Here is a 25,326-nt window from a genome sequence, read left to right as displayed (position 1 = left end):
AACGAGCAGCAGCCGCGCAGGAAGAACCGCGACCAGCAGCAGACCGAACAGGCGCCCGCCGGCGAGGCCGCGCCCGCAACCAACGAGCAGCAGCCGCGCAGGAAGAACCGCGACCAGCAGCAGACCGAGCAGGCGCCCGCCGGCGAGGCCGCGCCTGCAACCAACGAGCAGCAGCCGCGCAGGAAGAACCGCGACCAGCAGCAGACCGAGCAGGCGCCCGCCGGCGAGGCCGCGCCTGCCAACGACAACCAGCCGACCAAGCCTGGCAGGAAACACAAGCTGGACCAGCAGAAAGAGGCGCCGTCCGCCGTGCCGGAGACCGCTCCGACACCGAAGCAGGCTCCTGCCGGCGAAGCGACGCCGAAGGTTGAATCCCCTCCCGCCGGCGAGCAGGTTCCCGCCCAGGGCGAGCAATCCCAAGACAAGACGAAGAAGCACGGCAGGAAACCGGCTGGCGAACAGCCGGCGAATGGCGAGCAGCCCGCGAACGGCGAACAGCCGCAGACCGGTAGGCAGCCCACCACCGGCGAACAGCCGGCGACGGGAGAGCAGCCCGCCACCGGTGGGGCCGCTACCAATGGGAAGGCCGCGCCTGTCCAGGGCGAAAACCGGGTTCAGGGCGAAGCCCCCGCCGACAAGAATGCCGCCCCCATCCTCGACAGCCAGAAGGATGCCAGGCGCAAGGGTCGCGGCGAGAACGGCCAGGGCGGCGGGAACCCGGCCACCCAGCCCGCCAACCAGAATGGCGAACAGCAGAACGGCGGGCAGCAGAATGGTGGGCAGAATGCCCAGCAGGGCGGTGACCAGGGCCGGAAGCCGGTAGTGGCGCCGGTGGATCAGGGTCCCCCTCCAACCGACGACAGAGCCGCCCAGGAGGCGATCAAGACGGAAAAAATCGTCCCGGTGACGCAGGAGAAGGGCAAGCGGCTCGAGCGCGCGCCTGACGAGGACATCCGTGACCGCCGCCGGCCCAAGGGCGTCGACGTGCTCAAGGAAATCGGCGACCGGGTGATCGTCCAGTTCAACGACCAGACGTTCGTCCAGAGCAACGATCGCCCGCGCCTGACCCGCGGCGCCAAGGATGTCTACTACGAGGACCTGCCGCAAGGCCGCACGCGCGAGACAGTCGAGCGCGACAATGGCTTCCGGATCGTCACCATACGCAACCGCTACGGCGACATCCTGCAGCGGTCGCGCATCGCGCCCGACGGTCGCGAATACGTGCTGAGCTATGTCGACGAGCGCAGCTACCAGGACGAAGATGACTGGCGCGATCCCGGCGATGACCTGCCGCCGATGCGGCTGACCATCCCGCGCCGGGACTACATCCTCGATTCCGAGGATGTCGAAAGTCCCGACGACTACTACACCTTCCTCGAACAGCCGCCGGTGGAGAAAGTGCAGCGTCTGTATTCGATCAACGAGGTCAAGCGTTCGGCCCGCGTGCGTGACATTGCACGGCGGATCGACCTCGACACGCTGAATTTCGAATTCGGCTCGTCCTCGATCTCCGACACCGAGGTACAGAAGCTCCAGGGTGTCGCCGACGCCATGGAGAAGCTGTTGAAAAAGAACCCGGCCGAGACCTTCCTGATCGAGGGCCACACCGACGCCGTCGGCACGCCCGAGGCAAACCTTGCTCTGTCGGACCGTCGCGCCGAAGCGGTCGCCGAAGCGCTGACCAACGCCTTCGGCATCCCGCCCGAGAACCTGACGACACAGGGCTATGGCGAGGAGTACCTGAAGGTCGACACCTCGGCGCCCAACCGCGAGAACCGGCGCGTCGCCATCCGCCGCATCACCTCGCTCGTGGCGCCGGTGGCGAGCAACAACTGACCTGCGTTTCCAGCCACTTGCAGTGGTTTCTGGAACGAGGTCGGCAACAAGGTCCCATTCCGGTCAACCGGGATGGGAGAGACCGCGGACGGCACGGCTCGGGTCAACAAGAATTGTACAGACCCCTAGAGCCGGGTCATTGAATCACCGGGCTTCGCACCCCAGATTCCTGACTGGGCGTTCCCTGCCCCGTCCCGACTCCAGCGGGACGCATTGAGCCCCGCCGGCCCTCTCCGGCGGGGTTTTTTGCTTTCAGATCCACCTAGCAAACGGTGCCTGCCGGCCGAAATACGCGCTCAACGGGACGAGGCGAATTGATGCCTACGGAAGAAACCGGCGATCAGAGGCTTGAGCGGCTTCGTCGGGCGACCAGTCAGGTGAACCGGAGCCGTTCGATGTCGAGTCCTTTTTGAAAGCAAGCGGCGGCGGCAGGATCCCCTTCAGTAGATGTTCCTGATCTTGCTGTCCGTCCTGGCAAACACCTCATCCGGCACAAAAAAGTCTCCGGCCAGCGGTCCGGTTGCGTCAGGCGCATAGACCGAGAAATCGCTGACGCCCTCGGCGCGCAGCACCTCTTCGTCGATGTAGAAATTGCCTGATGCCTCGCGCGACGGCCGCATGAAGATCGCGTGCGCGGCATCGGCCATGATGTCCGGCGACCGGCTCATCGCCGCGACCGTCGCTCCGCCCAGAAGGTTGCGTACCGCGGCCGTGTCGATGGTCGAGATCGGCCACAGCGAATTGACCGCGATGCCATCCCTGGCGAATTCCGCGCTCATGCCCAGCGTGCACATCGACATGCCGAACTTGGCCATGGTGTAGGCGACATGGTTCTTGAACCATTTGGCCTTCATGTCGAGCGGCGGCGCCAGATTCAGGATGTGAGGGTTCTTCGCCAACTTCAGGTGTGGAATGCACATTTTGGACACCAGGAAGGTGCCGCGCGTGTTGATCTGATGCATCAGATCGTAGCGCTTCATGTCGGTTTCCAGCGTGCCGGTAAGCTGGATGGCGCTGGCATTGTTGACGCAGATATCGATGCCGCCGAATTTCTCGACGGTTCTGCCGACCGCCTCGGCAACCTGCGCCTCCTCGCGGATGTCGCATAGCACCGGCAGTGCCTTGCCGCCGGCCTGCTCGATCTCTTCAGCGGCGCTGTAGATCGTTCCCGGCAGCTTCGGATGCGGCTCCGCCGTCTTGGCGGCGATCGTCACATTGGCGCCGTCGCGCGCGGCGCGCAGCGCGATCGCCAGCCCGATGCCACGTGACCCGCCGGAGATGAACAGCGTCTTTCCCTTGAGCGACATTTTTCCTCCGCCTGGATTGTCTTGTGTCGCGATCCTTGCGCGCGCCAGAGCCGGATACAAGAGCTTGTGGTGCGACGCGATGGTGACGTAGCGGAGGGTACCGTGCCTTGTCGGCAGCAAACGACGTGGCGCCGAAACCGATTTGGCGTATGATTCCATACCGGATGGCAGATCACCAAATGGCTTTGTTCATCAAGAATGTCGAAGTGGAGCGGTTGGCCCGAGAACTTGCCAAGAGCCGTGGTGTGCCGGTGACCGAAGCGATCCGGCAGAGCCTCGAAAACGAAACTGCTCGCGAACACCTGACTTCTCAGCAAAACGAGTCTGACCTGATCGCGAGGCTGATGGAAATTTCAGAGCAAGCAGGCCGGATACCTGATCGGGACCGCCCAATGACCGAAGACGAAGTACTCGGTTACGATGAACTCGAAATACCGAGCAGCTGACGGATACTTCGTCCGCACCGTCGCGCCGCCCCTCATTGCCCTGCCGGGCATTTCTCCCCGTATAGTGACGGGGAGAAAGACGCTCTCATCGCGGACTTCGCCAATCATCACCTTTGCAAAAGGAGCGCCGAGGTCGCGGCAACTCCCTTCTCCCCGTCATTATACGGGGAGAAGGTGCCGGTAGGCGGATGAGCGGCAGCGCCGACCTCTGAAGATAATCGTCAGACTTGCCCGACATCCACTCCTAAACCAGAACCAGCCCCTGCCGCATCGCGATCGCGATGGCGTCCGTACGATTGGCGGCACCGAGCTTGATCAGGATCGCGGCGACATGGAACTTCGCTGTGTGGACGGAGATGTTGAGCCGCCGCGCGATCACCTTGTTGGGCGCCCCTTCGGCCAGCAGCGCCAGCACTTCCGCCTCGCGCGGCGACAGCGCTGGCCGGGCGGCGGCGCCATCGTCGACCGTTTCCTCGCCGAACAACCCGCTATGGCTTCCATCCCCATTGGCCGCGTCACCGCGGTCGAAATCCTCATGCCTATCGGGCATCGAACGCCCTTCGCCGGACACCCGGTAGCCGGCGGCGGCCAGCCTGACGGCAGCGGCGATCAAAGCTGCATCCGTGGCCAACGGCAGCACCGCAAACACCTGGCCTTGCGGCCGGCCCGCGCGGTCCGAAAGCAGTACCTTTGGCGTCGTGCTGCCGCCGACGCCGGCTCGATCGACCGAAGCCGTGCCGTTGGCGACAGCGTCATCGACGATGGCGACATCGGCGACCCCGCCGCCGGCCACGACCGGCAGCAGATCGTCGGCCATGGCAAGCGAAGTCGACAAGCGCTCGGCACGCACGGCATCGCGTAGTGCGATCAGCACCACGAGCTGGCGTTCGCCGCGCGCCACGTCAGGCCTTATCAGCGTGTCGCTTTCCATCCGTCCTCTCAGCTCAGCGGCTTTTCGCCGATCGTCAGCACGACGTCGCGCTGTTCGCCGCCGCGCACGACACCCAGCTTCACCGAAGCACCGGCGCTGTCGGGCCCGAGCCGGCGGATCAGATCTCGCGGACCATGCACGGCCTCGCCGTTCCACGCCACGATGATATCGCCGAGCGAGAGGCCAGCTGCCTTGGCCGGGCCATTGTCGTCGAGGCTCATCACCATTGCGCCGTGCGCGTCGCGGTCGCGCACCGGATGCAGGCCGGCGCCGAGGTAACCACGTGCGACATGGCCCTTTTCGCGAAGCGTCGCCACCGCGCGTTCGATCGTCTCATAGGGCATGACCAGCGCGCGGCCACGCGGGCCGAACAGAAGCATGCCGATCAGCGCGCCCTTGGCGTCCAGCACCGGGCCACCCTCGAATCGGCCGCCGGCACCGACAGCCAGGTTGATGCGCCGGTCGATGGCGCCGCCGCGCATCGAGCGCCAGGCCGGGCCGACTTCGCCGACCGAGCCCGACACGGCCAGCACCGAGCCCTGGCTGCTGCCGATGGCTATGGCGATATTGCCTGGCCGAACGGGGCTGGCTCTATCGAGGACAGGCGCGCTGGCCGCATCCGCGGGCTTCAGCAGGGCGACGCCCGTCGAAGGATCGCGGCCGACCAGTTCGGCCTTCGCCGTCTCGCCGGAGGCCAGTGTCAGTTCGATCTCCTCGCCGGCCTCGACGGCTTCCTCGGCGGTGACGAAATAGCCGTCGCCCCAGTGGAAGGCGCTCGCCGTGCGGTGATGATGCGTGGCGAAGCTTGCCGTTGCCGGCGTCGCCTTGTCGGCGATATCGGCGATGGCATCGGACAATGCATTCAGATTGAAGTCGCTCATGATGATCTCCTGGGTTTTCTCATGCCCCAGATATCGCTCGGCAGTACGCCAGGAGGTACTCGCCTGACGGCTAGTTGCGGGTTCGACTGGCCATCTGGTCAGGTCGCGGCGGTTCCGGCCGCTCCGCACATATAGTCACGATCAAGCCTGAAAACACGGAGCCCCCATGGCCCTCGCCGCGCCAAAATTCCAACCGGACGAGACATTGCTCGACGCCTATTCGACGACGGTTGCCGACGCGGTCGACCGCATCGGCCCGGCTGTCTGCCGCATCGAGCGCATCGGGGGGCCTGGCGGCCACGGCTCGGGCTTCGTCATCGCGCCTGACGGGTTGGTCGTCACCAATTTCCATGTCGTGGGTGACGCCAGGACGGTACGCGTCTCGATGCCGGACGGCGCCTCCAGCGAAGGCCGCGTGCTCGGCCGCGACCCCGACACCGACATCGCCCTGGTGCGCGCTGACGGCAGCTTCGCCGACGTGGCGCCGCTGGGCGATTCCAAGCGGCTGCGGCGCGGCCAGATCGCGATTGCCATCGGCAATCCGCTGGGCTTCGAATGGACCGTCACCTCCGGCGTCGTCTCGGCGCTCGGCCGCTCGATGCGAGCTTCGACCGGCAGGCTGATCGACGACGTCATCCAGACCGACGCCGCGCTCAACCCCGGCAATTCAGGTGGTCCGCTGGTCTCGTCGGCCGGCGAGGTGATCGGCGTCAACACCGCCATGATCCATGGCGCGCAAGGCATCGCCTTCGCCGTCGCCTCCAACACCGCGAACTTTGTCATTTCGGAGATCATCCGCTTCGGCCGCGTGCGCCGCGCCTTCATTGGCGTCTCCGCCGACACGGTAAACCTGCCGCGGCGCGCGGCTCTCTTGTCGCAGGTCTCGACCAGCACGGCGGTACGGCTGCGCAGCGTCGAGAAGGACGGCCCGGCGGCCAGGGCAGGTCTCAGGGAAGGCGACATCATCGCCGCAATCGACGGCCGCCCGGTGACCGGCGTCGACGACCTCGTGCGCATGCTCGACGCCGAGCGCATCGACCGCGAGACGCTGTGCACCGTGGTGCGCCGCACCGGCGTCAGCCAGGTGACGGTGACGCCGGTGGCACGGGCGAGCTGAGGCTGCCGTTCAAGCCCCCGGGGCGCCTTCCGCATACCGCGCCAGGAACTCCTCGCTGGGCGGGATCGGCTTGATGACGTCGATCAGCACGCCGTTGGGATCCCTGGTGATGAAATGGCGCTGGCCGAAAGGCTCGTCACGCAGCGTTCGCAGGATAGGCAGGCCGGCAGCAAGGATCCGGTCATGGATCGCATCGGGATCGCGGACCTCGAAATTGATCAGCAGCCGGGAAGTCCGCCCCCGCCCCTCCTCGGGAATCGTCTCGTGGTCGCCCTGGACGATGCCGAGATTGACGTGCTTGTTGTCCACCGACTGCAGATGCACGTACCAGTCGCTCTCAAACAACGGCCGGAAACCGAAATGCCTGACATAGAAGGCCGCCGTGCCGGCGACATCGCCGGTCATCAGCACCGGATAGTAGCTCGTCGTCTTCATCTTTCCTTCTCCCGTCAACTAACATACAGTCTGCATGTAAGTTGAATTAACATACAGGCTGCATGTATGCAACAGGAATCCGCGCGTCGTTCCAACCGCGATCGCACCGAGACAACGCGTGCCGACCTGATCGCGGCGGCGCGCAAACTGTTCACGGAAAAATCCTATGCCGAGACCGGCACACCGGAGATCGTTGCCGCCGCTGGCGTGACGCGCGGCGCGCTCTACCACCATTTCGCCGACAAGCAGGCGCTTTTCGCCGCCGTGGTCGAACAGGAAGCCGCGGCGGTGGCGCGAGAGATTGACCGCGCCTCCCCGCCTTCGCTCAGCGCCCGCGATGCGCTGATTGCCGGTTCCGATGCCTATCTCACGGCCATGCGCGCGCCCGGCCGCACGCGGCTCTTGCTGCTCGACGGCCCCGCCGTGCTCGGCCGCACCGCCATGGACACGATCGACAACCGCCACGGCAACCGCTCGCTGCGCGAGGGTCTTGTCGCGGCGATGCGGACGCAGTCGATGAAAAGATTGCCGCCCGAAGCGCTGACCGCGCTGCTTGCCGCCGCCTTCGACCGCGCGGCGCTCGCCATCGAGGCCGGTGCGTCGGGCGAAGACTACCGCGCCGTGCTGACGGCGCTGATAGACGGACTGTCGCGCGCCTGAAGTGCCCCCGCGAATATATCGTGCAGTCATCGCCCGGGTGCGGGGCGACGATGTCGCCATGCGTAAACTTGTCGCCGGCTGCCACTGCCCGACCAGGACATCACGATTGCCGCAAGCCGCGGCTAGTCCGTCCAGCGCCGGAACAATGCGCTGGCGTTCACGCCGCCAAAGCCGAAGCCATTGGAAATCGCGTAATCCATCTCCATCGGCCGGGCGTGGTTTGCGACGAAGTCGATCCCGTCGCTTGCCGGATCGGGGGCGCTCAGATTGAGGGTTGGCGGTGCGACCTGGTCCCTGAGCGCCAGGACCGTGAAGATCGCCCCAAGCCCGCCGGCGGCGCCAAGCAGGTGGCCGGTCGCCGACTTCGTTGCGCTGACGGCTATGCCGAAATCTTCTCCGAAGACCCTTTTGATCGCGGCGATTTCCCCCAAGTCGCCGACTGGCGTGGAGGTCGCGTGCGCGTTGAGGTGGCGGACCTCCCGTGCCGAAATACCGGCTTGGGCAATCGCGATCTCCATGGCCCGGCGCGCACCGTCGCCATCCTCGGGGCCGGAGGTGATGTGATAAGCGTCCGCCGTCGTGCCGTAGCCGGCCAGTTCGGCAAGCGGTTTGGCGCCGCGCGCAAGCGCGTGGCTCAATGCCTCGATGACCAGGATGCCGGCGCCTTCGCCCATGACGAAGCCGTCGCGCGACATGTCGAACGGGCGGGAGGCCTCCTCAGGACGATGATTGAAGGATGTAGAAAGAGAGCGTGCCGCGGCAAAGCCGCCGAGGCTGACCGTATTGATGCAGGCTTCCGTTCCGCCGCAGACCGCGATGTCGGCCTCGTTGGCGCGGATAAGACGCGCCGCACCGCCGATCGCCTGGATGCCGGCCGCGCAGGCCGTCACCGGAGCGCCGAGCGGACCCTTGAACCCATATCGGATCGAAATCTGTCCCGCCGCCATGTTCACCAGGAACGACGGCACCGTGAACGGTGAGAGACGCCGAACACCGCGCAGGTCGACGGTTCGCACCGCTTCGGTTATCGCGGGAAATCCTCCGACACCCGACGCGATAATCGTCGCGGTGCGGGTCCTGTCATCGTCCGAGACCGGGTTCCACCTGGCCTGGGCAACCGCCTCTTCCGCAGCCGCCAGCGCAAAGACAATGAAGCGGTCGGCCTTGCGCTGGTCCTTCGGCGCCAGGACGATGTCTGGATCGAAGCCAACTTCGGGGTCTTCCAGCAAGGAAGGAACCATTCCACCGACCTTCGCCGGCAGGTCTCGCGCCATGTCGTCCGGAAGCTTTCGAAGCCCCGAACGGCCGGCCAGCAGGCGCGACCATGACGCTTCGACATTGGCCGCGAGCGGCGTGACCGCTCCCATGCCCGTAACAACGATCCGTCGCATCTATTCTCCTATCAGTTGGCCAGCGCGTGCGGCTTTCAAGCCGCGACGGCTTCGCGAACCTGAGCGGTGGCGGCACTCAGAAAAGCCTTCGCGAGATCGGGATCATTGACGGCGCGCGAGAGGACGACCGCGCCGACCATTGTCGAGAGAACGGCCATGGCTTTACCGCCGGGCGCATCGCCGTCCGCCTCGCCAACCCATGAGCCCAGCATCTCGAGGTATTCTCGGATGCCGGCCTCAAATGATGCCTTCACCTCGGCGCCTTGCCTGGCAGCATCCGAGCCAAGCGCAACCACCGGGCAGCCGTCCATCCTTTCCTCGCGATGCCCCGTGCTGAGATAGAAGTCGATCACGGCGCCAAGCGGATCCTCAGGGCTCGCCGCGGCCGCCGTCGACCATCGGTTCGCAGCGCTTTCCAATGCCCGTCTGGACGCCTGCGCGACCAAGTCGTCCTTGGACGCGAACTGCTTGTAGAACCCGCCTTGGGTCAGCCCGGCGCCCTCCATCAAATCCTTGACGCCGATGCCATCGAATCCGCGCTCCCGAAAAAGCCGGCTCGCTACATCGATCACGGTTTGCCGGTTCTGCTCAGCTTGGCTGCGAGTCACACGCATCATTCGTCTCCTTTTTTGATTGCGTTCATAATCTATATCAGTTATAGAGTACGAATGCAATCTATTTTCACAGAAGGCGATGGGCGTGAAAAAGAAACTCATTATTGGGCTGGGGAGCGTTCTGGTCGCGGGGTTTGGGGTGGCTGCATTCGTCACACTTCCCATTCGCACACAGGCAGCCGCCGTCGTGGCTGACCCGAGGCAGGAAGCACCGATCGTCAGACTCGTGACGGCAGTGGCGGTGACAGGATCCGAACGCGGCTTCACGGGTACAATTGCCGCGAGGGTGCAGAGCAATCTTGGGTTTCGCGTACCCGGCAAGATCATCGAGCGCCTTGTAAATGTCGGCGAACAGGTCAAGGCGGGCCAACCGCTGCTGCGGATCGATGATACCGATCTTGCCCTTGCCCTCACCGCCAAGCGCAACGCTGTCGCGGCTGCGCGCGCTGTCCTGGTTCAGACCAGTGCGGACGAGAAGCGCTATGCGGTTCTGGTCAAGAAGGAGTTGGCCGCAACCCCGCAGCGTTACGAGCAGGCGAAGGCAGCACTCGATACCGCGACTGCACAGCTTGCCGCCACCGAAGCGGAAGCGAAGGTCGCGGAAAACGAGGCGGCCTATTCCGTCCTGGACGCGAACGCCGACGGAACCGTCGTCGAAACGCTTGGCGAGCCAGGACAGGTTGTCGCCGCGGGACAGACCGTGGTTCGGATCGCGAACGCCGGCCCCCGTGAGGCGGTGGTCACGCTTCCCGAAACGATCCGGCCGGCGATCGGCTCGGTAGCCGAGGCGGGCTTGTATGGGGGCGATGGGCGGCATTTTACGGCGCATCTCCGGCAGTTGTCGGACGCTGCCGATCCCCAGACTCGTACCTATGAGGCCCGTTATGTGCTCGATGGTGAGGCCGCGGCAGCACCGCTTGGCGCGACGGTAACCATCCGGCTTGCAAGCCAGGCAAGTCAAACGGAAGTCCAGGTGCCGCTCGGAGCCGTGCTGGACGATGGTCAGAAGACCGGCGTTTGGAGTTTGGACGGCGGAACCTCGACCGTACACTTTCGGCCCGTCAAGCTTGTTCGTGTAACCAGCGAAACCGCCGTGATCTCCGGGCTGAGCTCGGGCGATTCGATCGTTTCGCTCGGTGCTCATCTCCTGCAGGAAGGCGCTCGCGTCAGGACTGCCTCTGAAAACAGGAGCAACTGATGAGCCTCAATTTTTCCGCGATCGCCGTTCGCGAGCGAGCCGTTACCCTTTTCTTCATCATTCTGCTCGTCGCCGCCGGCGCCTACGCTTTCCTCATGCTTGGACGTGCGGAGGATCCCAACTTCACCATCAAGACCCTGACGGTCACGACGGTATGGCCGGGCGCGACGGCGCGCGAGATGCAGGACCTCGTCGCCGAACCGTTGGAGAAGCGACTTCAGGAGCTGACCTGGTACGACCGTGTCGAGACGACGACACGGCCAGGCTATGCCTATTTGACGGTCACGCTGAAGGACAGCACTCCGCCATCCAGCGTGCAGGAGGAATTCTATCAGGCCCGCAAGAAACTCGGGGATGAAGCCCGCAACTTGCCGCCCGGCGTGCTCGGCCCCTTCGTCAACGACGAATATTCCGATGTGAGTTTCGCTCTTTACGCCCTCAAGGCGAAGGGCTTGCCCATGCGGGAACTCGCCAGGCAGGCCGAGACCATTCGCCAGGACCTTCTGCATGTGCCCGGCGTCAAGAAGATCAACATCCTCGGCGAACGTCCCGAACAGATATTCGTCGAGTTTTCCTATGCCAAGCTGGCAACCCTCGGCGTGTCGGCGCAGGATATCGTCGCCGCCCTGCAGCGGCAGAACACCGTCACACCGGCGGGCTCGATCGACACAGAGGGGCCGCAGGTCTTCATCCGCGTCGACGGCGCCTATGACAGTGTCCAGACGGTCGCCGACACGCCGATCGTCGCCGCGGGACGGACGTTGAAGCTCTCCGACATCGCCGTGGTCCGGCGCGGCTACGAGGATCCTGCCACCTACGTCATCCGTCACCAGGGTGAGCCGACCATCATGCTCGCGGCGGTGATGCAGGAGGGCTGGAATGGTCTTGAACTCGGCACGGCACTGGAGGAGAGGTCAGCAGCGATCGCACAGACGCTGCCTCTCGGAATGACGCTGGCCAAAGTGAGCGATCAGGCCGTCAACATCGGCTCGTCGGTCAACGAGTTCATGATCAAATTCGCGATGGCGCTTGGCGTGGTGCTGCTGGTGAGCCTGCTCAGCCTCGGCTGGCGCGTCGGCATCGTCGTGGCGGCCGCCGTCCCGCTGACGCTCGCCGTCGTGTTTCTCATCATGCTGGAAACCGGCCGGTTCTTCGACCGCATCACGCTTGGTGCCCTCATCCTGGCGCTGGGCCTCCTCGTCGACGACGCCATCATCGCCATCGAGGTGATGGTGGTGAAAATGGAAGAGGGCATGGATCGCATCAAGGCGGCGGCCTATGCATGGAGCCACACCGCGGCGCCGATGCTGTCGGGCACGCTGGTGACGATCGCGGGGTTCCTGCCGGTGGGCTTCGCGCGCTCGACGGCCGGCGAATACGCCGGCAACATCTTCTGGGTCGTGGGGTTCGCCCTCATCGTCTCCTGGGTCGTCGCGGTTTTCTTCACCCCTTATATGGGCGTCAAGATGCTGCCCGCGATCAAACCGGTCGAAGGCGGCGTTCACGCCATATACGACACACCGAACTATCGGCGCCTTCGCCGGCTCATCACCTTTGCCGTGCGCCACAAGTTCGTGACCTGCGCTGCCGTCGGCATCGTCTTCGCGCTTTCGGTTGTCGGCATGAGCGGTCTCAAGCAGCAGTTCTTCCCGACATCCGACCGTCCCGAAGTGCTGGTCGAGGTTCGCCTGCCGGAGGGCACCAGCATCGAGACGACGACCGCCACGGTCGAGAAACTGGAACACTGGCTTGGCGGCCAGCCCGAGGCCAAGATCGTCACGAGCTATGTCGGTCAGGGCGCTCCCCGCTTCTTCTTCGCCATGGCGCCCGAATTGCCCGATCCCGCCTTCGCCAAGATCGTCGTCCTGACACCGGACGCGGACGCGCGCGAGGCCTTGAAGCACAGGCTCCGTGAAGCGGTTGCGACAGGGCTTGCCCCTGAAGCGAACATCCGCGTTACGCAACTCGTGTTCGGACCTTACACGCCGTTCCCGGTCGAGTTCCGGGTCATGGGGCCAGACCCGCGGCAATTGTACATCATCTCCGAAAAAGCCCTCGACATCATGCGCGGCGTACCGGACGTGCGGCAGGCCAATCGCGACTGGGGCAATCGCACGCCGGTACTGCGCTTCATCCCGGATCAGGACCGATTGAACCTTATCGGCCTGTCGCCGGCGGAAGTGGCCCAGCAGCTCCAGTTCCTCCTCACCGGCATCCCGGTCACGCAGGTCCGCGAGGACATCCGCAACGTCCCCATCGTGGCCCGCAGCGCCGGCGGCGAGCGACTGGATCCATCGCGTCTGGCGGATTTCTCGCTGATGAGCCGGGAGGGCCGCCAGATTCCACTCGACCAGATCGGTCACTCCGAAGTTCGTCTGGAAGAACCGATCCTGAAACGCCGCGATCGCACACCCGTCATCACGATCCGCTCGGACATCAATGAGGCGACCCAGCCTCCAGAGGTTTCCAAGCAGATCATGACGGCCCTTCAGCCGCTGATTCAATCCCTGCCTGCCGGCTATCGCATCGAAATGGGTGGATCGATCGAGGAGGCAACCAAGGCCAACACAGCGCTGGGCAAGGTCTTTCCGGCCATGCTCGCCGCCATGCTGATCGTCATCATACTGCAGGTGCGATCCTTCTCGACGATGGCGATGGTCATGCTGACGGCACCTCTCGGTCTCGTTGGCGTCGTACCGATGTTGCTGGCCTTCAACCAGCCTTTCGGATTCAACGCCATCCTGGGCCTGATAGGCCTGGCGGGTATCCTGATGCGCAATACGCTGATCCTGACCGAACAGATCAAGGAGAACCGTGCCGCCGGTCTTGACGACTATCAGGCGGTCATCGAGGCCACGGTGCAACGCACAAGGCCGGTGATCCTGACCGCACTTGCCGCCGTTCTGGCTTTCATCCCCCTCACGCACTCCGTCTTCTGGGGATCGATGGCGTTCACGCTGATCGGCGGCACGGCTGCCGGCACGGTGCTGATCCTGCTGTTCCTCCCTGCACTCTACGTCGCGTGGTTCCGGATCAAGCCGGCCACGGATGACCAGGAGAATTCAACGGAGGAACCGGAAGTGCCGGCAGCAATGGCGGCCGAGTAGGGCTCCGTTGTCGCAGGAGACGGTTCGAATTCTTGCCCGTTGGCTCTGCCTGGACACAGGCCAACGGCACGAACTTGCCGCTTACAGACGATCGTCCACGCGAGTCCGGCCGGTTCGCTTCATCAATTCTGGAGACATGCATGAACCGTCCAGTTCGAACACGAACTGATCCCGACGAGATGCGCGCGCGCATCCTGGCTGTGGCGGACGAGCAGTTTCGCCGCCTCGGCACCCATAAGACATCGGTGGCTGATATCGCCTCCGAACTCGGCATGAGCACGGCAAACGTCTATCGTTTCTTCCCCTCCAAGGGTGCGATCATCGAGTCCGTCTGCGGGCGGGTCGTCAACGAGGTCGCCGGGATCGCCTCTGCGATCGCATGCACGAGCGCGCCGGCCCCGGAGAAACTCGACCAACTCCTGACCGCGATGCACCATCACAGCAAGACCACACTGGTCGAGGAAAGGCGCATGCACGAGATGGTTGTCGCCGCCATGCAAAACAACTGCGCGATCATCAAGGCGCATACCGAGCGGGTGGTAACGATCCTCGAAGCGATTATCCGCGAGGGCATCCAAACACGGGAATTCAAGGTCGAAGATCCAGTGGAAGCAGCGCGCGCGGTCAAGACCGCCTTCACGCCGTTTTTCCACCCGATTCTGATCGAGCACCGCCTTCGACACGGCGAAGATGACGAAGCTGGCCTGCGCGAGCAGATTCGCTTTATCCTGAAAGGTCTGGGAAAGTCCGACTGAGGCGCGTGCCGTTGGTCCGGCAGGGCTTAGCGATGGGAGGCGACCAGAAGATGGAGGTCGACACATTGGTTTCGCGACGACCAGCAAAGTGGAAGGACATTATCGCGACCGGCTGTGAAGCGTGGAGTTCCCCAACAGTCTCCGAAAGGCAGGTGATCGTGTCCTTGTACGCAGCGGAGAATGCAATGGCGAGGCAACCGAAACCGTCCAATCCCGTTGTGGCTGGCTCACCCACCTTGCGGGCTCACATTTGGGATGGACACATGAAAAGGACCTATGAAAAACCGACACTGCGCAAATGCGGAAAATTGACCGCCCGTACGGCGCAGCTCGTGGTTTCCGGGGTGACGCAGATCGAATGATTTTCGGCTGAGTTCCAGGATTCAGCCGCCGGCGTTCGCATCACCGTCGGTGTCCGGCTCCTCTTCGGGCACCTCGCCCGGCTCGAACTCGTTGAAGCAGCCGAGCCCGCGCTTGAACCGGTCGATCAGCCAGGCCGCCGCCGGCTTTGGACTGCGATCGTTGCGGTGCATGGCAAACAGGGGCGAACTCACTTCCTTGTAGGGTTCGAGGTCGAGTTCCACCAGGCGGCCGCTGGCCAGGTCGTCGGCGATCAGCCAGCGCGGCAGCCCGCCCCAGCCGAGCCCCTCGCGCATCAGTATGTGCTTGGTGCGCATGTCGGTCAGTCGCCACGTGCGGTAGGCGAAGACGCCGTAATCGCGTCCCTTGGTGCGCTCGGACTGGTCGATCACGACAAGCTGCGTATGCTCGCGCACATCCTCGAGCGCCACCGGCTTCGGCAGCAGGGCCAGCGGATGATTGGGCGCTGCCGCCGGCACCAGCGACATGAAGCCGATGCGCACGAGATGCACGTCGACATCGCCTAGCAGGCCGCCAATGCCGAGATCGGCCTGTCCGCTGACGACAAGATCGGGGATGAGACCGAGCGTGCCGATATACAGGCGCAGCATCACGGTCGGAAACCGCGCCTCGAATGCCTTGAGCACCCGCACCAGCACGGGGGAAGGCAATGATACGTCTACCGCCAGCGCCACCTCGGCCTCCAGCCCGTGATGGTGCCCGTCGACGCGCGAGCGCATGCGCTGCAGCACGCCAATCATGCGCCGCGCGTCTTCCAGCATCGCCCGGCCGATCTCGGTCAGTTGCGGCTCGCGCGTGCCCTCGCGCTCGAAAAGCTTCAGCCCGAGCTGCGCCTCGAGATTGGCGATACCGTAGCTGATGACGGATTGCGCGCGGTTGAGCTTGCGGCCGGCTGCCGAGAAACTGCCGGTATCGGCAACGGCGACAAGGATTTGGAGCTGGTCGAGGGTCGGGTTGGGCTGCATCGTTGTATCTACTTTATGGATGGATCGTATCGAAAATATACCAGTTTATCTGATTGGTCGATGCCCCATATATGGCGGGACAGTTCATCCCACTGGAGAGACCCGCTATGTCCATTCTTCTCGTCACCTCAAGCCCGCGCGGCGCTGCCTCGCACTCGACCCGCATCGCCACCGAGTTCGCCCAGAAGCTTCTCGCCGCTGACCCGTCGAACACGCTGGTCGTGCGCGACCTCGTCGCCAACCCGCTGCCGCATATCGATGCCGACTATGCGACCGGCATCTACACGCCGGCCGATGCCCGCACCCCGCGCCAGGCCGAAGTGGTCGGCGTTTCCGATGTCGTGCTTGACGAGCTGTTCGCCGCCGACACGGTGATCCTGGCCACCGGCTTCATCAACTTCAACATCTCCTCGACGTTGAAGTCCTGGGTCGATCACGTCGCCCGCTCCGGCAAGAGCTTTGCCTATGGCGAGAACGGCCCCAAGGGTCTCGTCACCGGCAAGAAGGTCTACATCGTGCTGGCCTCCGGCGGCATCTATTCCGAAGGTGCGGCCGTGCAGTTCGATCACGCCGTCCCCTACCTGCGCAGCGTGCTCGGTTTTATCGGCATGACCGATGTCGACGTCATCCGCATCGAGGGCGTCTCCAAGGGACCTGACGCGGTGGATGCCGCGCTCGCCAAGGCTACGGCCACGGTCGATGCATTGGTTGCCGCCAGCCGTGATGTCGCGGCTGCAGCGTAAGACTCTCGGTCCATGGTTTGTCAAAGGCAGGCGTTCGCGCCTGCTTTTTTCGTTCTAGCCGATCAGATGCCTCAACAGGCTGGCCGAAGCGACCCCGATCAGCACGGTTGGCAGCATGGAAAGCCGTGTCGCGGCGACCAAGGTGATGGCCAATGCGGCGAGATCGGCGGGATTGCGCGACACGAAGGCCGGCGCGATGACAGAGATCAGCACGCAGCCGGGTGCTGCCTCCATCACCGCCGTGGCGCGGGGACTGAGCACGCGGTTGCGCAGCACGACATAGCCGCCGATCCGCGTCAGATAGGTGACGCCGGCCATCAGCACGATGGTGAGAAGGGTCGCTGCGTCGATCATGCATCACCCGCCATCAGCCAGGCCGCGGCCAGCCCCGACACCGCGCCCGCCGCGACATACCAGGCGCCGGGAACGAAGAGATAGACCAGCGCCGCGACGGCCAGGCTGACAAGCCAGGGCCGCGCCGCCGCGACGCCCTTCCACATGCCGCGCATCAGCACCAGGAAGACGGCCGGAAACGCCATGTCGAAACCGTAGGTCTCGACATGGCCCAGCATCGGGCCGAGCAAGGCGCCCAGCGTGGTGAAGGCTACCCAGGTCAGATACATCGCCAGCGCGGCACCCATGTAATAGCGCGGGCTGAAGGCCGGTGCGACACCGGCGGCGGCGCGCTGTTTGGCGTCGGCCAGGCCCAGCGCCCAGCTTTCGTCGCATAGGAAGAACAGCGCCGGAAACACCTTGCGCCGCGGCAGGTCGCGCAGGAACGGCGCGAGCGCCGCTCCCATCAGCAGATGGCGGCTGTTGACCAGGAAGGTGATGGCGACGATGAGCAGGATGTGCGGCGGCGACGTCCACAGCTGGACCGCCGCGAATTCCGAGCCGCCGGCGAAGTTCAGCCCCGTCATCATGGACAACTCGACCGTGCTCAGCCCTTTCTGCACGGCCTGGGCGCCAAGCACCAGCGCATAGGGGATGGTGCCGAGCAGCACCGGCGCGCAGGATGCCACGCCACGGCGAAACTCCGATCCCGAACCATTGCCGACCGTCTCGACTGCCTGTGAAATGCTCATACCCTGCCATTGGGCGGCCCCACAGCCGCCCTGCCCTGCGTTTGAAAATCCCGTGATGTCAGGGGCAAAACATACCTACAGCTCTCCGCAATTTGGTTGCGAAGATTGTTGTCTTTCGTCAGATTTTGGCATTCACTGTTACGAAGCCGCAGGAAAATGGAATTCAACGCCATGAAGCTCGACGACATCGACAAACGCATCCTGCGGGCGTTGCAGCGAGACGGCCGCATGGCCAACAATGATCTGGCCAATGAGGTCGGCCTGTCGCCCTCGCCTTGCCTGCGGCGCGTCAAGCTCCTGGAGGAAGCCGGTATCATCGACCGCTATGTCGCCGTGATCAATCCGGCCAGCATCGGCAAGGGCCTCACCTTCTTCACCCGCATCTGGCTGAAGGCACAGGACGAGGACACGATCGAACATTTCGCCACCGAGGTCGCCAAGCTGCCGCAAGTGATGGAGTGCTATCTCATGCTCGGCGACTGCGACGCCATGGTGCGTGTCGTGGCCGCCGGCATCGATGACTACCGGCGCTTCCAGTCGGAGCATCTCAGCCGCATCAAGGGCGTGCAGAACGTCAAGACCGACGTACCGAGCCAGACGATCAAATACACATCGGAACTGCCGATCTAGGACAAGCCAGCGCAAATCCAAGGGTCTGTATCCGTCAAAGCCCTAACGTCCAGACTGGATAAAAAATGCAACCGGATTGTAGGATGGGCGCTGGTGCCGGCGTCCTTCGGACGCAAGGGCACGGCGAAGCTGGACCGTGCCACCACAAGACCGCGTTCCGGCATGGGAGAAAACCATGAACCATTCCTACCGTTGGGTCATCGTCGCGGCTGGCGCGCTGATGTCCTGTGTCGCCATCGGCACGATGTTTTCGCTGGCGATCTTTCTCGAACCCATGGCGCTCGATACCAATTGGTCGCGCGCGGGCATTTCGAGCGCCATGACACTCAATTTCCTGGTGATGGGCCTTGGCGGTTTCGCCTGGGGTGCCCTGTCCGACCGGTTCGGCGCCCGTATCGTCGTCACGATCGGCGCCGTGCTGCTCGGGCTGGCGTTGGTGCTGGCAAGCCGCGCCGGTTCGCTTCTCACCTTCCAGATCACCTATGGCGTGCTCGTCGGGCTCGCGGCCAGCGCCTTCTTCGCACCGATGATCGCGCTGACGTCAGGCTGGTTCGACACCAATCGCGGACTGGCCGTATCGCTGGTCTCGGCCGGCATGGGCGTGGCGCCGATGACGATCTCGCCGCTCGCCCGCTGGCTGATCTCCGCCTACGAATGGCGTAGCGCCATGTTCGACATCGGCATCCTGGCCTGGGTGCTTCTGCTGCCCGCCGTGCTTCTGGTGCGCCAGCCGCCGAAGCCTGTCGCCTCGGGTGCCGCCGCATCACAAGCCGCCGAAGGCGCCGGCCTCACCGTCGGCCAGGCGCTGCGCTCGCCGCAATTCATCGTGCTGGGGCTGACCTTCTTCGCCTGCTGCGCGGCTCATTCCGGCCCGATCTTCCACATGGTCAGCTACGCCATGCTGTGCGGCGTCGCCCCGATGGCCGCTGTCTCGATCTACAGTGTCGAGGGTCTGGCAGGCCTCGGCGGCAGGCTGCTCTACGGCGTGCTGGCCGACCGGCTCGGGGTCAAGCCGGTGCTGATCGCCGGGCTGGCGATCCAGGCGATCGTCATTGCCGCCTATCCCTCGATCAGCCAGCTCGACCAGTTCTATATGCTGGCCGTCATCTTTGGCGCCACCTATGGCGGCGTCATGCCGCTCTACGCGGTGCTGGCGCGCGAATATTTCGGCCAGCGCATCCTCGGCACCGTATTCGGCGCCGCCACCATGCTCTCCAGCCTCGGCATGGCGCTAGGGCCGCTTGCCGGCGGCATGATCTTCGACGCCTATGCCAGCTACCATTGGCTGTTCATCGGCTCGGCGCTTATCGGCCTGGGTGCCGCGGGCATAGCGATCGCCTTCCCGCCGCTGCCACGCAGGGCGTTGCAGACGGCATAGGCATCGCCGCACTGCAATCGTCGCCAGAGGGCAGACGGGCTTGACGGGCCAATGGCCGGTCAAGCCATGCCTACCTCGCGGTCACGCCGACTTGAGAACCGTGAACGGCCGCTTCTGAATGGCCCGCTTGGTCTGGAAATTCGCGGCCGGAGCCGGACGGCCGACGTGAAAGCCCTGGACCTTGTCTATGCCGAACTGGCGCATGAGGACCATCTGCTCTTCGGTCTCCACCCCTTCGACCAGGATCTTGTGGCCGCGATTTCGGACCAGCGCGATGATGTCCTGCAGCATTGCCATGCCCTTGGGGGTGCCGCAGTCGTGAAGGAACGAGCGGTCGATCTTGACCGTATCGAAGTCGATGAGACGAAGCCATGAAAGGCCGGCGAATCCCGTCCCGAAATCATCGAGCCAGATCCTGATCCCGAGCAGCTTCAGGTCGCTGATGCAGCGCAGGATGTCGGAATGCATCTCCATCTCCAGCCCCTCGGTGATCTCGAAGGCCAGCCTGTTTCCGGTTACGCCGGTCTCGCCCAGAATGGTCGCGACCGACGTCGCGAAGCCGGGCGTCTTGAGCTGGATCGGCGAGACGTTGACGCTGACGACGCGCACGTGATCCTGCGCCAGGAGTTCGGCGCACACCGTCCTTATTGCCCAGCGCCCGAGCTCGAGGATGGCGCCGGTTCGTTCCGCGACGGGAATGAACAGGCTCGGCGGAACCAGGGTGCCGTCGAGCATCTTGAGGCGCATCAGCGCCTCCACGGCCTCGAACCCGCCCGACGCGACGTCCTGGATGGGTTGGTAGACGAGCGAAACGAGGTCCTGGCCAATGGCGATCTTCAGCAAGGCCGCCAGGTTCTCGCTCTCGTCGCTGCTCTGGGGATCGGTCGGATCGAACAGCCGGGCACAGTTTCGGCCGCTGGCTTTTGCAAGATAGAGCGCTCGATCGGCCTCGTGGATGATCTTCTCCAGCTTGGCGGCGGTCTGCTTCCTGGTGAACGCCGCGCCCACGCTCGCCGTCACGATCGAGATGCCATCCCGGCGCAACTCATGCGCGATCGCCAGGTTCTCGATCGTGCGGCAAATGGCTTCCGCCAGATCCGCGACCTCGCCCTTCTTGTCCATGCGGGCCAGGACGATGAATTCCTCGCCGCCATAGCGGCCGATGGAGCCATCATGTTGCTTGATCAGGTCGCTGAGCGCATCGGCGACCTGGATCAGGCAACGGTCGCCTTCCTGATGGCCATAGCAATCGTTGAACTTCTTGAAGAAGTCGACGTCGATGAGGATCGCCGCGAAACCGTGGCCAAGCTTTTGCCAGTCATTCCAATAGTCGCGCAGTTTTTCGTCGATGGCGCGCCGGTTCTCCAGCCCGGTCAGCGGATCCGTCCGCGACAGCCTGAGCAGGGCCTTGCCGCGCTCGGTCGCCTCCTTGTGCTGGATCTTGGCTTCCAGCGCGTTCAGGAAGACGTTGTAGCGTTCTTCGTTCAGCTTCCAGTTAACATAGGACGTGAATGTGAAGCACGAAACGTAGAAAGTGCCGAAGACCATCTTGTATATCAGCGTAGCGGGTAAAAAGTAGTTCACCACATACAAGATGCACAAAATTATCGTCGACGTTATGATCGAGACCTTGAAGCGGAATGTGAAGAAGAGATTGGCACTCATCATGAAAATGGTGCCAAAGACCATATAATAGGCGACGCTTTCCTTGTTCGCGCCCATGGACGCGGGGCAAAGCCAGCCGATATAGCCAAAGATGATGGCCGCGGCGCAGGTTACGTCAAGCCAGTCGGTGGCGGCTCCCCTGCGAAGCTGTGCTTCCAGGACCAACAGTGCAGTCAGTCCGACAGCGAAGCGGGCCGTGATTGTAAGGGCGGCCACGTCGGGTATCAGCAGCAGATCCGATACCGAAAACAAGACGTAGATGACGACGGCGATCCAGAGGCCTGGCCTGGCTTCCTTCCTTCGCTTCGCCTGGGCTTCCGTGCGGTAAAGGGTTCGAAGTTCGGCCGCCCCCAGCTCCTGACGCGGCGGTTCCGCATCCACCGCATCGGCCACTGTGGATGACGCGCGTTCGTTCACGACAAATCCCGACTGAAGGACATTTCGCGTTCCGAACTCTTTTCCAGCTTCTGCCCCCAACGCAGACCGACTCCTTGGCGCGACACGTTTTGCCGCGCGATCAAATGCAATGACGCAGGACAAGTTTCCGTTAACTCGAACCCGGAATCCCGCCCTCAAAAACCCCAAAGAATTGATATGGTTAGCGGGAAATTAATCATATCGATAGAATGCAACGGAGCCGCCGTTGGCAAATCGAGTATTCTACGCAATAAGTTAACTGACTGTTAACTATGGAGCCTTGGTGTGCAAACTGTCTTTGACGGCCAGAGTCTGATTACTGCTGAAGCGATCGCCGGTGGTCTCCGTCGAGGAAAGCCCGAGCATCATGGCGAAGCGTTCGAAACCGCTCGCGCGGAGCTGGCGCTCATCCTCCACGCCACACAGCAACAGGTCGAGCAGCAAAAATTTCCCGCCGAGATCGTCCGCCGCCTGCTGTCGCTTCTCAACGCGCTGCGCGCCAAGGTCCATCCCGACGTTTGGCAGGCCTTGATACCGGTGGCGCAGAACCACCCGATCCAGAAGTACTTTCTGGAGGATCCGCTGACACATTGGTCCTTCACCAAGCCCAGGGGTTATTCCGGCGACGCGCAGTTGCTCGACTACATCTATTGCGACCCGCATGTTGCCGAGAGCGTCGCAAGCGCCTCGGAGGTCGGCAAGGCGCTTTACAGCCACACCCAGAACGTTCCGTCATGCGTCGCCGCACGCGAGCGCCGCGATCTGCTGACCCGCTATGTCGATGAAACCGCGGCCAGGAACGGGCCCGAAACGGAAGTCCTGGCGATCGCCGCCGGCCATCTGCGCGAGGCGAACCGTTCGGCCGCATTGGCCGAGGGCGGCCTCAAGCGCTGGGTCGCGCTCGACCAGGATCCCCAGAGCGTCGGACTGATCGCGCGCGACTTCCAAGGCACCGCGGTCGAGGCCATCGACGGCTCGGTGCGCACCGTGCTCACCAGAGGCCACAAGCTCGGCAAGTTCGACCTCATCTATGCCTCCGGCCTTTACGACTACCTCCAGCACAACGTCGCCGTGAAACTCACCAAGACCTGCCTGCAGATGCTGAAGCCGAACGGGACCTTCCTGTTCGCCAACTACGCCGAGGGCACTCCTGACGCCGGATACCGGGAAACGTTCATGGACTGGGTGCTGCTGCTGCGGTCGGAGGTTGACATGTGGAACATCATCAACGCCAGCGTCGACCGCAACGCAGTCGACGCGCAGGTCTACTTCGGCGAGAACCGCAACGTGCTTTACGGCGTCATCCACAAGCGTGGATAATACCCGTCTGGATGCAAACCGGCTGACGTAAGACCTCGAGCGCTTCGACCGCGGTGCTCGAGGGTTTCGGTCCTCTTACGCGCACCCCAGGCTCGCTTCGGGAACGGCATGCCCTAGCCGAAAATCCGCTCGCCCTGTTCGTCGACGAGCTGGATGCCTTTCTTGATCGAGATGTCGACGGCGTCGTCCAGCCCGGCGAAACGGTCGGCGCGGATGAATTTGTGCTCCTTCACCACGCCGTCGACTTCCTTGGAGACGACGCCGCAGGTCTGGTACTGGCCATCAGCCTTGTAGGGCGTGGCGCTGATCGTGAAGCCCTTGTGCTCGACCTGCTTGGCGGGCGCGGCATTTCCAGGCTCGGCCGCTTCGCCGCCACCGCCGCCGCCGAAAAGACGCTTCAAAAAAGACATCGCTCAAATCTCCCTGTCGCCGGCGATCGCGGTTCGCGTGCGATTCACGACGTTGTCCCTCCAGCATGCGCGAATGTGCCGCCGCGTTCCAGTCCCCTGATGAAGACGGAGACCAGGAGCTCGATCTGCTGGCCGATCTCATCGGTCTGGCGGCGGTCGGACCTGGCCGCATAGCCGCTGGTGACGATGCCATGTACGCTTGACCAGAGGGTTCGCGCGGCGATCCGGCGCGTGTCCTCGTCGAGATCGAAGCCGCCATCGGCAAGCACGCTGGCGATGATCTCGAACAGCTGGTCGAGCCGCGCCTCGTAGACATCGGGCTCGGTCAGCACCGGACGCCTCCTGTTGAAGGCAAGCAGCGCCGGCCAGCTGCCGGGATGCGCCTCGACGAAGCGAACATAGGCGCCGGCCAGTGCCAAAAGCCGCTGGCGCACGTCGGTGATGCCGCGCCTCGCAAGCTCGGCCATCGCCGCGGCGCCCGCGCCCCCCAGCCGGTCGAGCAGGCGCATGTTGACGGCGCGGTGCACCCCGTCCAGATCGGAAAACAGGTTGTAGACCGAGCCGACCGAGATGCCCGCCTGTTCGGCAATGGTCCTGGCCTTCAGATTGTCCATGCCGCCTTCGTTGAGCAGCGCTTCGGCAATGGCCAGCACCCGCTCGCCCGTCTCTTCCTTGTCGAGTGCCATGCTTTTCCTTCTGAATGAGGCGCCTTGCAAATGACCTGCTGTTTTCGACCCGACGCCGCTTCGTTTACCACATCCAGGGTATCGTGAACAGTGTTCAAAAAGGTCTTGAACGAGGTTCATTCCTGCTGTCGGCTACTGGGCCATGGGCATCCTGCTGCTCACCGGCAGCCTCGTGAACCTGGTCAAGTACCGCACCGACGAGCGCATCTCCGCCGAGACCACCGCCAAGATCGAGAAGGCGCGCAACGAGAAGCTGATCAATGAATATGTCGGCAAGGAATGATGCCGACCTGCCCTGACGAGAAAAGCCCGGATCTCCCCGGGCTTTTATATTGAGCTTTCGCGCTTCAGAAGACGCGCCGCAACATGGGTTCAGCGATGTGTCAGCGCTTCCAGCGCTTCGGCGGCGGCTTCCAGAATGGCGATCGCCTCGGCCTGCTTTTCGGCCGGGGCATCGACGATCTCGCCGAGTGCCGCGCGCAGCCGGTGGCGGATGGCGCGGAATTCGTCGCGCGTTTCGGAGCGCTCGCCACGTCCACCCCGGCCGCCGCGACGATCCTCGCCGTCGTCGTTCCAGCCGAACCAGTCGCGCGCCTTGGCCATCTTGCGGCCGAACCGCTCGAGATGATCGAGCACGCCGTCGATCATCTCGCGATTGTCGGCCAGATGCGCCTGCCCGGCCTCGGTGATCGAGAACACCTTCTTGTTGCCTTCGCTCGACGACACGGCATAGCCGGCCTCTTCCAGGAAGGTCAGCGTCGGGTAGACCACGCCCGGGCTCGGGCTGTAGATGCCGCTGGTGCGCTCTTCCAGCGCCTTGATGATGTCGTAGCCGTGACGCGGCGCCTCGGCCAGCAGCGACAGCGTGATCAGCTTGAGGTCGCCGTCGGCCAGCATGCGCCCGGCGCGAAAGAAGTCCCCCGGGCCGCCGCGACCGCCGCCGCCCCTGCCCCCGAACGGGCCGAAGC

General features: G+C 63.9%; 25 protein-coding genes. 12 read left to right on the top strand and 13 right to left on the bottom strand.

Annotated features, from left to right (window positions below; all coding sequences use genetic code 11):
* Positions 1-1,836: OmpA family protein (locus LB554_RS28470; RefSeq protein WP_224588144.1), on the top strand; the 1,836-nt coding region annotated here is incomplete at its 5' end.
* Between the two features lie 440 nt (positions 1,837-2,276).
* Here LB554_RS28470 and LB554_RS28465 read toward each other — a convergent pair.
* Positions 2,277-3,143 carry an SDR family oxidoreductase gene (locus LB554_RS28465; protein WP_140665917.1) on the bottom strand — a complete coding sequence of 289 codons (867 nt, stop codon included), beginning with the start codon at positions 3,141-3,143 and terminating at the stop codon, positions 2,277-2,279.
* A gap of 179 nt (positions 3,144-3,322) precedes the next feature.
* Here LB554_RS28465 and LB554_RS28460 point away from each other — a divergent pair, with 179 nt between their 5' ends.
* Positions 3,323-3,589 (top strand): type II toxin-antitoxin system VapB family antitoxin, encoded by a 267-nt coding sequence (locus LB554_RS28460; RefSeq protein ID WP_140665914.1) that lies wholly within the window; start codon positions 3,323-3,325, stop codon positions 3,587-3,589.
* 244 nt (positions 3,590-3,833) lie between these two features.
* On the opposite strand, the gene LB554_RS28455 is transcribed toward LB554_RS28460, so the two are convergent.
* Both LB554_RS28455 and LB554_RS28450 read right to left on the bottom strand, forming a co-directional pair.
* Complete coding sequence (locus tag LB554_RS28455; protein WP_140713827.1) at positions 3,834-4,520, bottom strand: response regulator transcription factor; 687 nt, start codon at positions 4,518-4,520, stop codon at positions 3,834-3,836.
* Between the two features lie 8 nt (positions 4,521-4,528).
* Positions 4,529-5,401, bottom strand: a complete 873-nt coding sequence (locus LB554_RS28450; protein ID WP_224588141.1) for a S1C family serine protease — start codon at positions 5,399-5,401, stop codon at positions 4,529-4,531.
* Positions 5,402-5,567: 166 nt separating this feature from the next.
* Between LB554_RS28450 and LB554_RS28445 the strand changes: the two genes are divergently transcribed.
* Complete coding sequence (locus LB554_RS28445) at positions 5,568-6,518, top strand: S1C family serine protease (RefSeq protein ID WP_224588139.1); 951 nt, start codon at positions 5,568-5,570, stop codon at positions 6,516-6,518.
* A 9-nt stretch (positions 6,519-6,527) separates the two neighbouring features.
* Here the strand turns inward: LB554_RS28445 and LB554_RS28440 are convergent, their stop codons facing one another.
* A complete protein-coding gene (locus tag LB554_RS28440) occupies positions 6,528-6,953 on the bottom strand; it encodes a VOC family protein (RefSeq protein ID WP_224588136.1) in 426 nt (141 codons plus the stop codon).
* 66 nt (positions 6,954-7,019) lie between these two features.
* On the opposite strand from LB554_RS28440, the gene LB554_RS28435 reads away from it, so the two are divergent.
* Entirely contained in the window at positions 7,020-7,613 is a 594-nt protein-coding gene (locus tag LB554_RS28435; protein ID WP_140727069.1) for a TetR/AcrR family transcriptional regulator, read from the top strand.
* Positions 7,614-7,735: 122 nt separating this feature from the next.
* On the opposite strand, the gene fabF is transcribed toward LB554_RS28435, so the two are convergent.
* A complete protein-coding gene (gene fabF / locus LB554_RS28430; protein WP_224588135.1) occupies positions 7,736-9,004 on the bottom strand; it encodes a beta-ketoacyl-ACP synthase II in 1,269 nt (422 codons plus the stop codon).
* Between the two features lie 35 nt (positions 9,005-9,039).
* Positions 9,040-9,618: a TetR/AcrR family transcriptional regulator gene (locus tag LB554_RS28425; protein WP_140878668.1), complete on the bottom strand. Its 579-nt coding sequence runs from the start codon at positions 9,616-9,618 to the stop codon at positions 9,040-9,042.
* Positions 9,619-9,697: 79 nt separating this feature from the next.
* Between LB554_RS28425 and LB554_RS28420 the strand changes: the two genes are divergently transcribed.
* The 3 genes from LB554_RS28420 (at position 9,698) to LB554_RS28410 (ending at position 14,678) form a co-directional block, all read left to right on the top strand.
* The gene (locus LB554_RS28420) at positions 9,698-10,816 is read left to right on the top strand and encodes an efflux RND transporter periplasmic adaptor subunit (protein ID WP_263486077.1); all 1,119 of its coding nucleotides are present in this window, start codon (positions 9,698-9,700) and stop codon (positions 10,814-10,816) included.
* Positions 10,816-13,923 (top strand): efflux RND transporter permease subunit, encoded by a 3,108-nt coding sequence (locus tag LB554_RS28415; protein WP_224588131.1) that lies wholly within the window; start codon positions 10,816-10,818, stop codon positions 13,921-13,923. Before LB554_RS28420 ends, LB554_RS28415 begins: the two co-directional genes overlap by 1 nt.
* Before the next feature lie 140 nt (positions 13,924-14,063).
* A complete protein-coding gene (locus LB554_RS28410) occupies positions 14,064-14,678 on the top strand; it encodes a TetR/AcrR family transcriptional regulator (protein WP_224588130.1) in 615 nt (204 codons plus the stop codon).
* A gap of 383 nt (positions 14,679-15,061) precedes the next feature.
* Here the strand turns inward: LB554_RS28410 and LB554_RS28405 are convergent, their stop codons facing one another.
* Positions 15,062-16,024: a LysR family transcriptional regulator gene (locus LB554_RS28405; protein WP_015316232.1), complete on the bottom strand. Its 963-nt coding sequence runs from the start codon at positions 16,022-16,024 to the stop codon at positions 15,062-15,064.
* Between the two features lie 107 nt (positions 16,025-16,131).
* On the opposite strand from LB554_RS28405, the gene LB554_RS28400 reads away from it, so the two are divergent.
* Positions 16,132-16,767, top strand: a complete 636-nt coding sequence (locus LB554_RS28400) for an FMN-dependent NADH-azoreductase (RefSeq protein ID WP_015316231.1) — start codon at positions 16,132-16,134, stop codon at positions 16,765-16,767.
* Positions 16,768-16,821: 54 nt separating this feature from the next.
* Here LB554_RS28400 and LB554_RS28395 read toward each other — a convergent pair whose 3' ends face one another.
* Positions 16,822-17,121, bottom strand: coding sequence for an AzlD family protein (locus tag LB554_RS28395; protein ID WP_015316230.1), 300 nt, complete (start codon positions 17,119-17,121; stop codon positions 16,822-16,824).
* On the bottom strand, positions 17,118-17,852 hold the full coding sequence (locus LB554_RS28390) for an AzlC family ABC transporter permease (protein ID WP_140713806.1): 735 nt from the start codon (positions 17,850-17,852) through the stop codon (positions 17,118-17,120). Before LB554_RS28390 ends, LB554_RS28395 begins: the two co-directional genes overlap by 4 nt.
* A 171-nt stretch (positions 17,853-18,023) precedes the next feature.
* Between LB554_RS28390 and LB554_RS28385 the strand changes: the two genes are divergently transcribed.
* Positions 18,024-18,482, top strand: a complete 459-nt coding sequence (locus LB554_RS28385; RefSeq protein WP_015316228.1) for an Lrp/AsnC family transcriptional regulator — start codon at positions 18,024-18,026, stop codon at positions 18,480-18,482.
* Positions 18,483-18,657: 175 nt separating this feature from the next.
* Positions 18,658-19,860, top strand: a complete 1,203-nt coding sequence (locus LB554_RS28380) for an MFS transporter (protein ID WP_224588127.1) — start codon at positions 18,658-18,660, stop codon at positions 19,858-19,860.
* A gap of 81 nt (positions 19,861-19,941) precedes the next feature.
* Here the strand turns inward: LB554_RS28380 and LB554_RS28375 are convergent, their stop codons facing one another.
* Positions 19,942-21,942, bottom strand: coding sequence for a putative bifunctional diguanylate cyclase/phosphodiesterase (locus LB554_RS28375; RefSeq protein WP_224588125.1), 2,001 nt, complete (start codon positions 21,940-21,942; stop codon positions 19,942-19,944).
* Between the two features lie 285 nt (positions 21,943-22,227).
* On the opposite strand from LB554_RS28375, the gene LB554_RS28370 reads away from it, so the two are divergent.
* Positions 22,228-23,262 (top strand): class I SAM-dependent methyltransferase, encoded by a 1,035-nt coding sequence (locus LB554_RS28370; RefSeq protein ID WP_015316225.1) that lies wholly within the window; start codon positions 22,228-22,230, stop codon positions 23,260-23,262.
* A 113-nt stretch (positions 23,263-23,375) separates the two neighbouring features.
* Here LB554_RS28370 and LB554_RS28365 read toward each other — a convergent pair whose 3' ends face one another.
* Both LB554_RS28365 and LB554_RS28360 read right to left on the bottom strand, forming a co-directional pair.
* Positions 23,376-23,672 carry an HlyU family transcriptional regulator gene (locus LB554_RS28365; protein ID WP_015316224.1) on the bottom strand — a complete coding sequence of 99 codons (297 nt, stop codon included), beginning with the start codon at positions 23,670-23,672 and terminating at the stop codon, positions 23,376-23,378.
* 44 nt (positions 23,673-23,716) lie between these two features.
* Entirely contained in the window at positions 23,717-24,358 is a 642-nt protein-coding gene (locus LB554_RS28360; protein ID WP_140617799.1) for a TetR/AcrR family transcriptional regulator, read from the bottom strand.
* A gap of 142 nt (positions 24,359-24,500) precedes the next feature.
* Here LB554_RS28360 and LB554_RS28355 point away from each other — a divergent pair, with 142 nt between their 5' ends.
* Positions 24,501-24,641 carry a hypothetical protein gene (locus LB554_RS28355; RefSeq protein WP_224588124.1) on the top strand — a complete coding sequence of 47 codons (141 nt, stop codon included), beginning with the start codon at positions 24,501-24,503 and terminating at the stop codon, positions 24,639-24,641.
* Between the two features lie 89 nt (positions 24,642-24,730).
* Here LB554_RS28355 and LB554_RS28350 read toward each other — a convergent pair.
* The coding region (locus tag LB554_RS28350) for a PadR family transcriptional regulator (RefSeq protein ID WP_224588122.1) at positions 24,731-25,326 on the bottom strand (596 nt) is incomplete at its 5' end.

It is taken from the genome of Mesorhizobium sp. CO1-1-11 (assembly GCF_020164995.1).
Classification (GTDB): domain Bacteria; phylum Pseudomonadota; class Alphaproteobacteria; order Rhizobiales; family Rhizobiaceae; genus Mesorhizobium; species Mesorhizobium australicum.
This window is presented reverse-complemented; position numbering and strand designations above follow the sequence as displayed.

Bases quoted from the DNA above. Each gene is read 5' to 3' on its own strand.
- LB554_RS28410 (WP_224588130.1), top strand. From the start codon at position 14,064: ATGAACCGTCCAGTTCGAACACGAACTGATCCCGACGAGATGCGCGCG.
- LB554_RS28405 (WP_015316232.1), bottom strand. From the start codon at position 16,024: ATGCAGCCCAACCCGACCCTCGACCAGCTCCAAATCCTTGTCGCCGTT.
- LB554_RS28355 (WP_224588124.1), top strand. From the start codon at position 24,501: ATGGGCATCCTGCTGCTCACCGGCAGCCTCGTGAACCTGGTCAAGTAC.
- LB554_RS28390 (WP_140713806.1), bottom strand. From the start codon at position 17,852: ATGAGCATTTCACAGGCAGTCGAGACGGTCGGCAATGGTTCGGGATCG.
- LB554_RS28385 (WP_015316228.1), top strand. From the start codon at position 18,024: ATGAAGCTCGACGACATCGACAAACGCATCCTGCGGGCGTTGCAGCGA.
- LB554_RS28415 (WP_224588131.1), top strand. From the start codon at position 10,816: ATGAGCCTCAATTTTTCCGCGATCGCCGTTCGCGAGCGAGCCGTTACC.
- LB554_RS28455 (WP_140713827.1), bottom strand. From the start codon at position 4,520: ATGGAAAGCGACACGCTGATAAGGCCTGACGTGGCGCGCGGCGAACGC.
- LB554_RS28380 (WP_224588127.1), top strand. From the start codon at position 18,658: ATGAACCATTCCTACCGTTGGGTCATCGTCGCGGCTGGCGCGCTGATG.
- LB554_RS28465 (WP_140665917.1), bottom strand. From the start codon at position 3,143: ATGTCGCTCAAGGGAAAGACGCTGTTCATCTCCGGCGGGTCACGTGGC.
- LB554_RS28440 (WP_224588136.1), bottom strand. From the start codon at position 6,953: ATGAAGACGACGAGCTACTATCCGGTGCTGATGACCGGCGATGTCGCC.
- LB554_RS28365 (WP_015316224.1), bottom strand. From the start codon at position 23,672: ATGTCTTTTTTGAAGCGTCTTTTCGGCGGCGGCGGTGGCGGCGAAGCG.
- fabF (WP_224588135.1), bottom strand. From the start codon at position 9,004: ATGCGACGGATCGTTGTTACGGGCATGGGAGCGGTCACGCCGCTCGCG.
- LB554_RS28360 (WP_140617799.1), bottom strand. From the start codon at position 24,358: ATGGCACTCGACAAGGAAGAGACGGGCGAGCGGGTGCTGGCCATTGCC.
- LB554_RS28425 (WP_140878668.1), bottom strand. From the start codon at position 9,618: ATGCGTGTGACTCGCAGCCAAGCTGAGCAGAACCGGCAAACCGTGATC.
- LB554_RS28450 (WP_224588141.1), bottom strand. From the start codon at position 5,401: ATGAGCGACTTCAATCTGAATGCATTGTCCGATGCCATCGCCGATATC.
- LB554_RS28435 (WP_140727069.1), top strand. From the start codon at position 7,020: ATGCAACAGGAATCCGCGCGTCGTTCCAACCGCGATCGCACCGAGACA.
- LB554_RS28445 (WP_224588139.1), top strand. From the start codon at position 5,568: ATGGCCCTCGCCGCGCCAAAATTCCAACCGGACGAGACATTGCTCGAC.
- LB554_RS28395 (WP_015316230.1), bottom strand. From the start codon at position 17,121: ATGATCGACGCAGCGACCCTTCTCACCATCGTGCTGATGGCCGGCGTC.
- LB554_RS28420 (WP_263486077.1), top strand. From the start codon at position 9,698: ATGGGCGTGAAAAAGAAACTCATTATTGGGCTGGGGAGCGTTCTGGTC.
- LB554_RS28400 (WP_015316231.1), top strand. From the start codon at position 16,132: ATGTCCATTCTTCTCGTCACCTCAAGCCCGCGCGGCGCTGCCTCGCAC.
- LB554_RS28460 (WP_140665914.1), top strand. From the start codon at position 3,323: ATGGCTTTGTTCATCAAGAATGTCGAAGTGGAGCGGTTGGCCCGAGAA.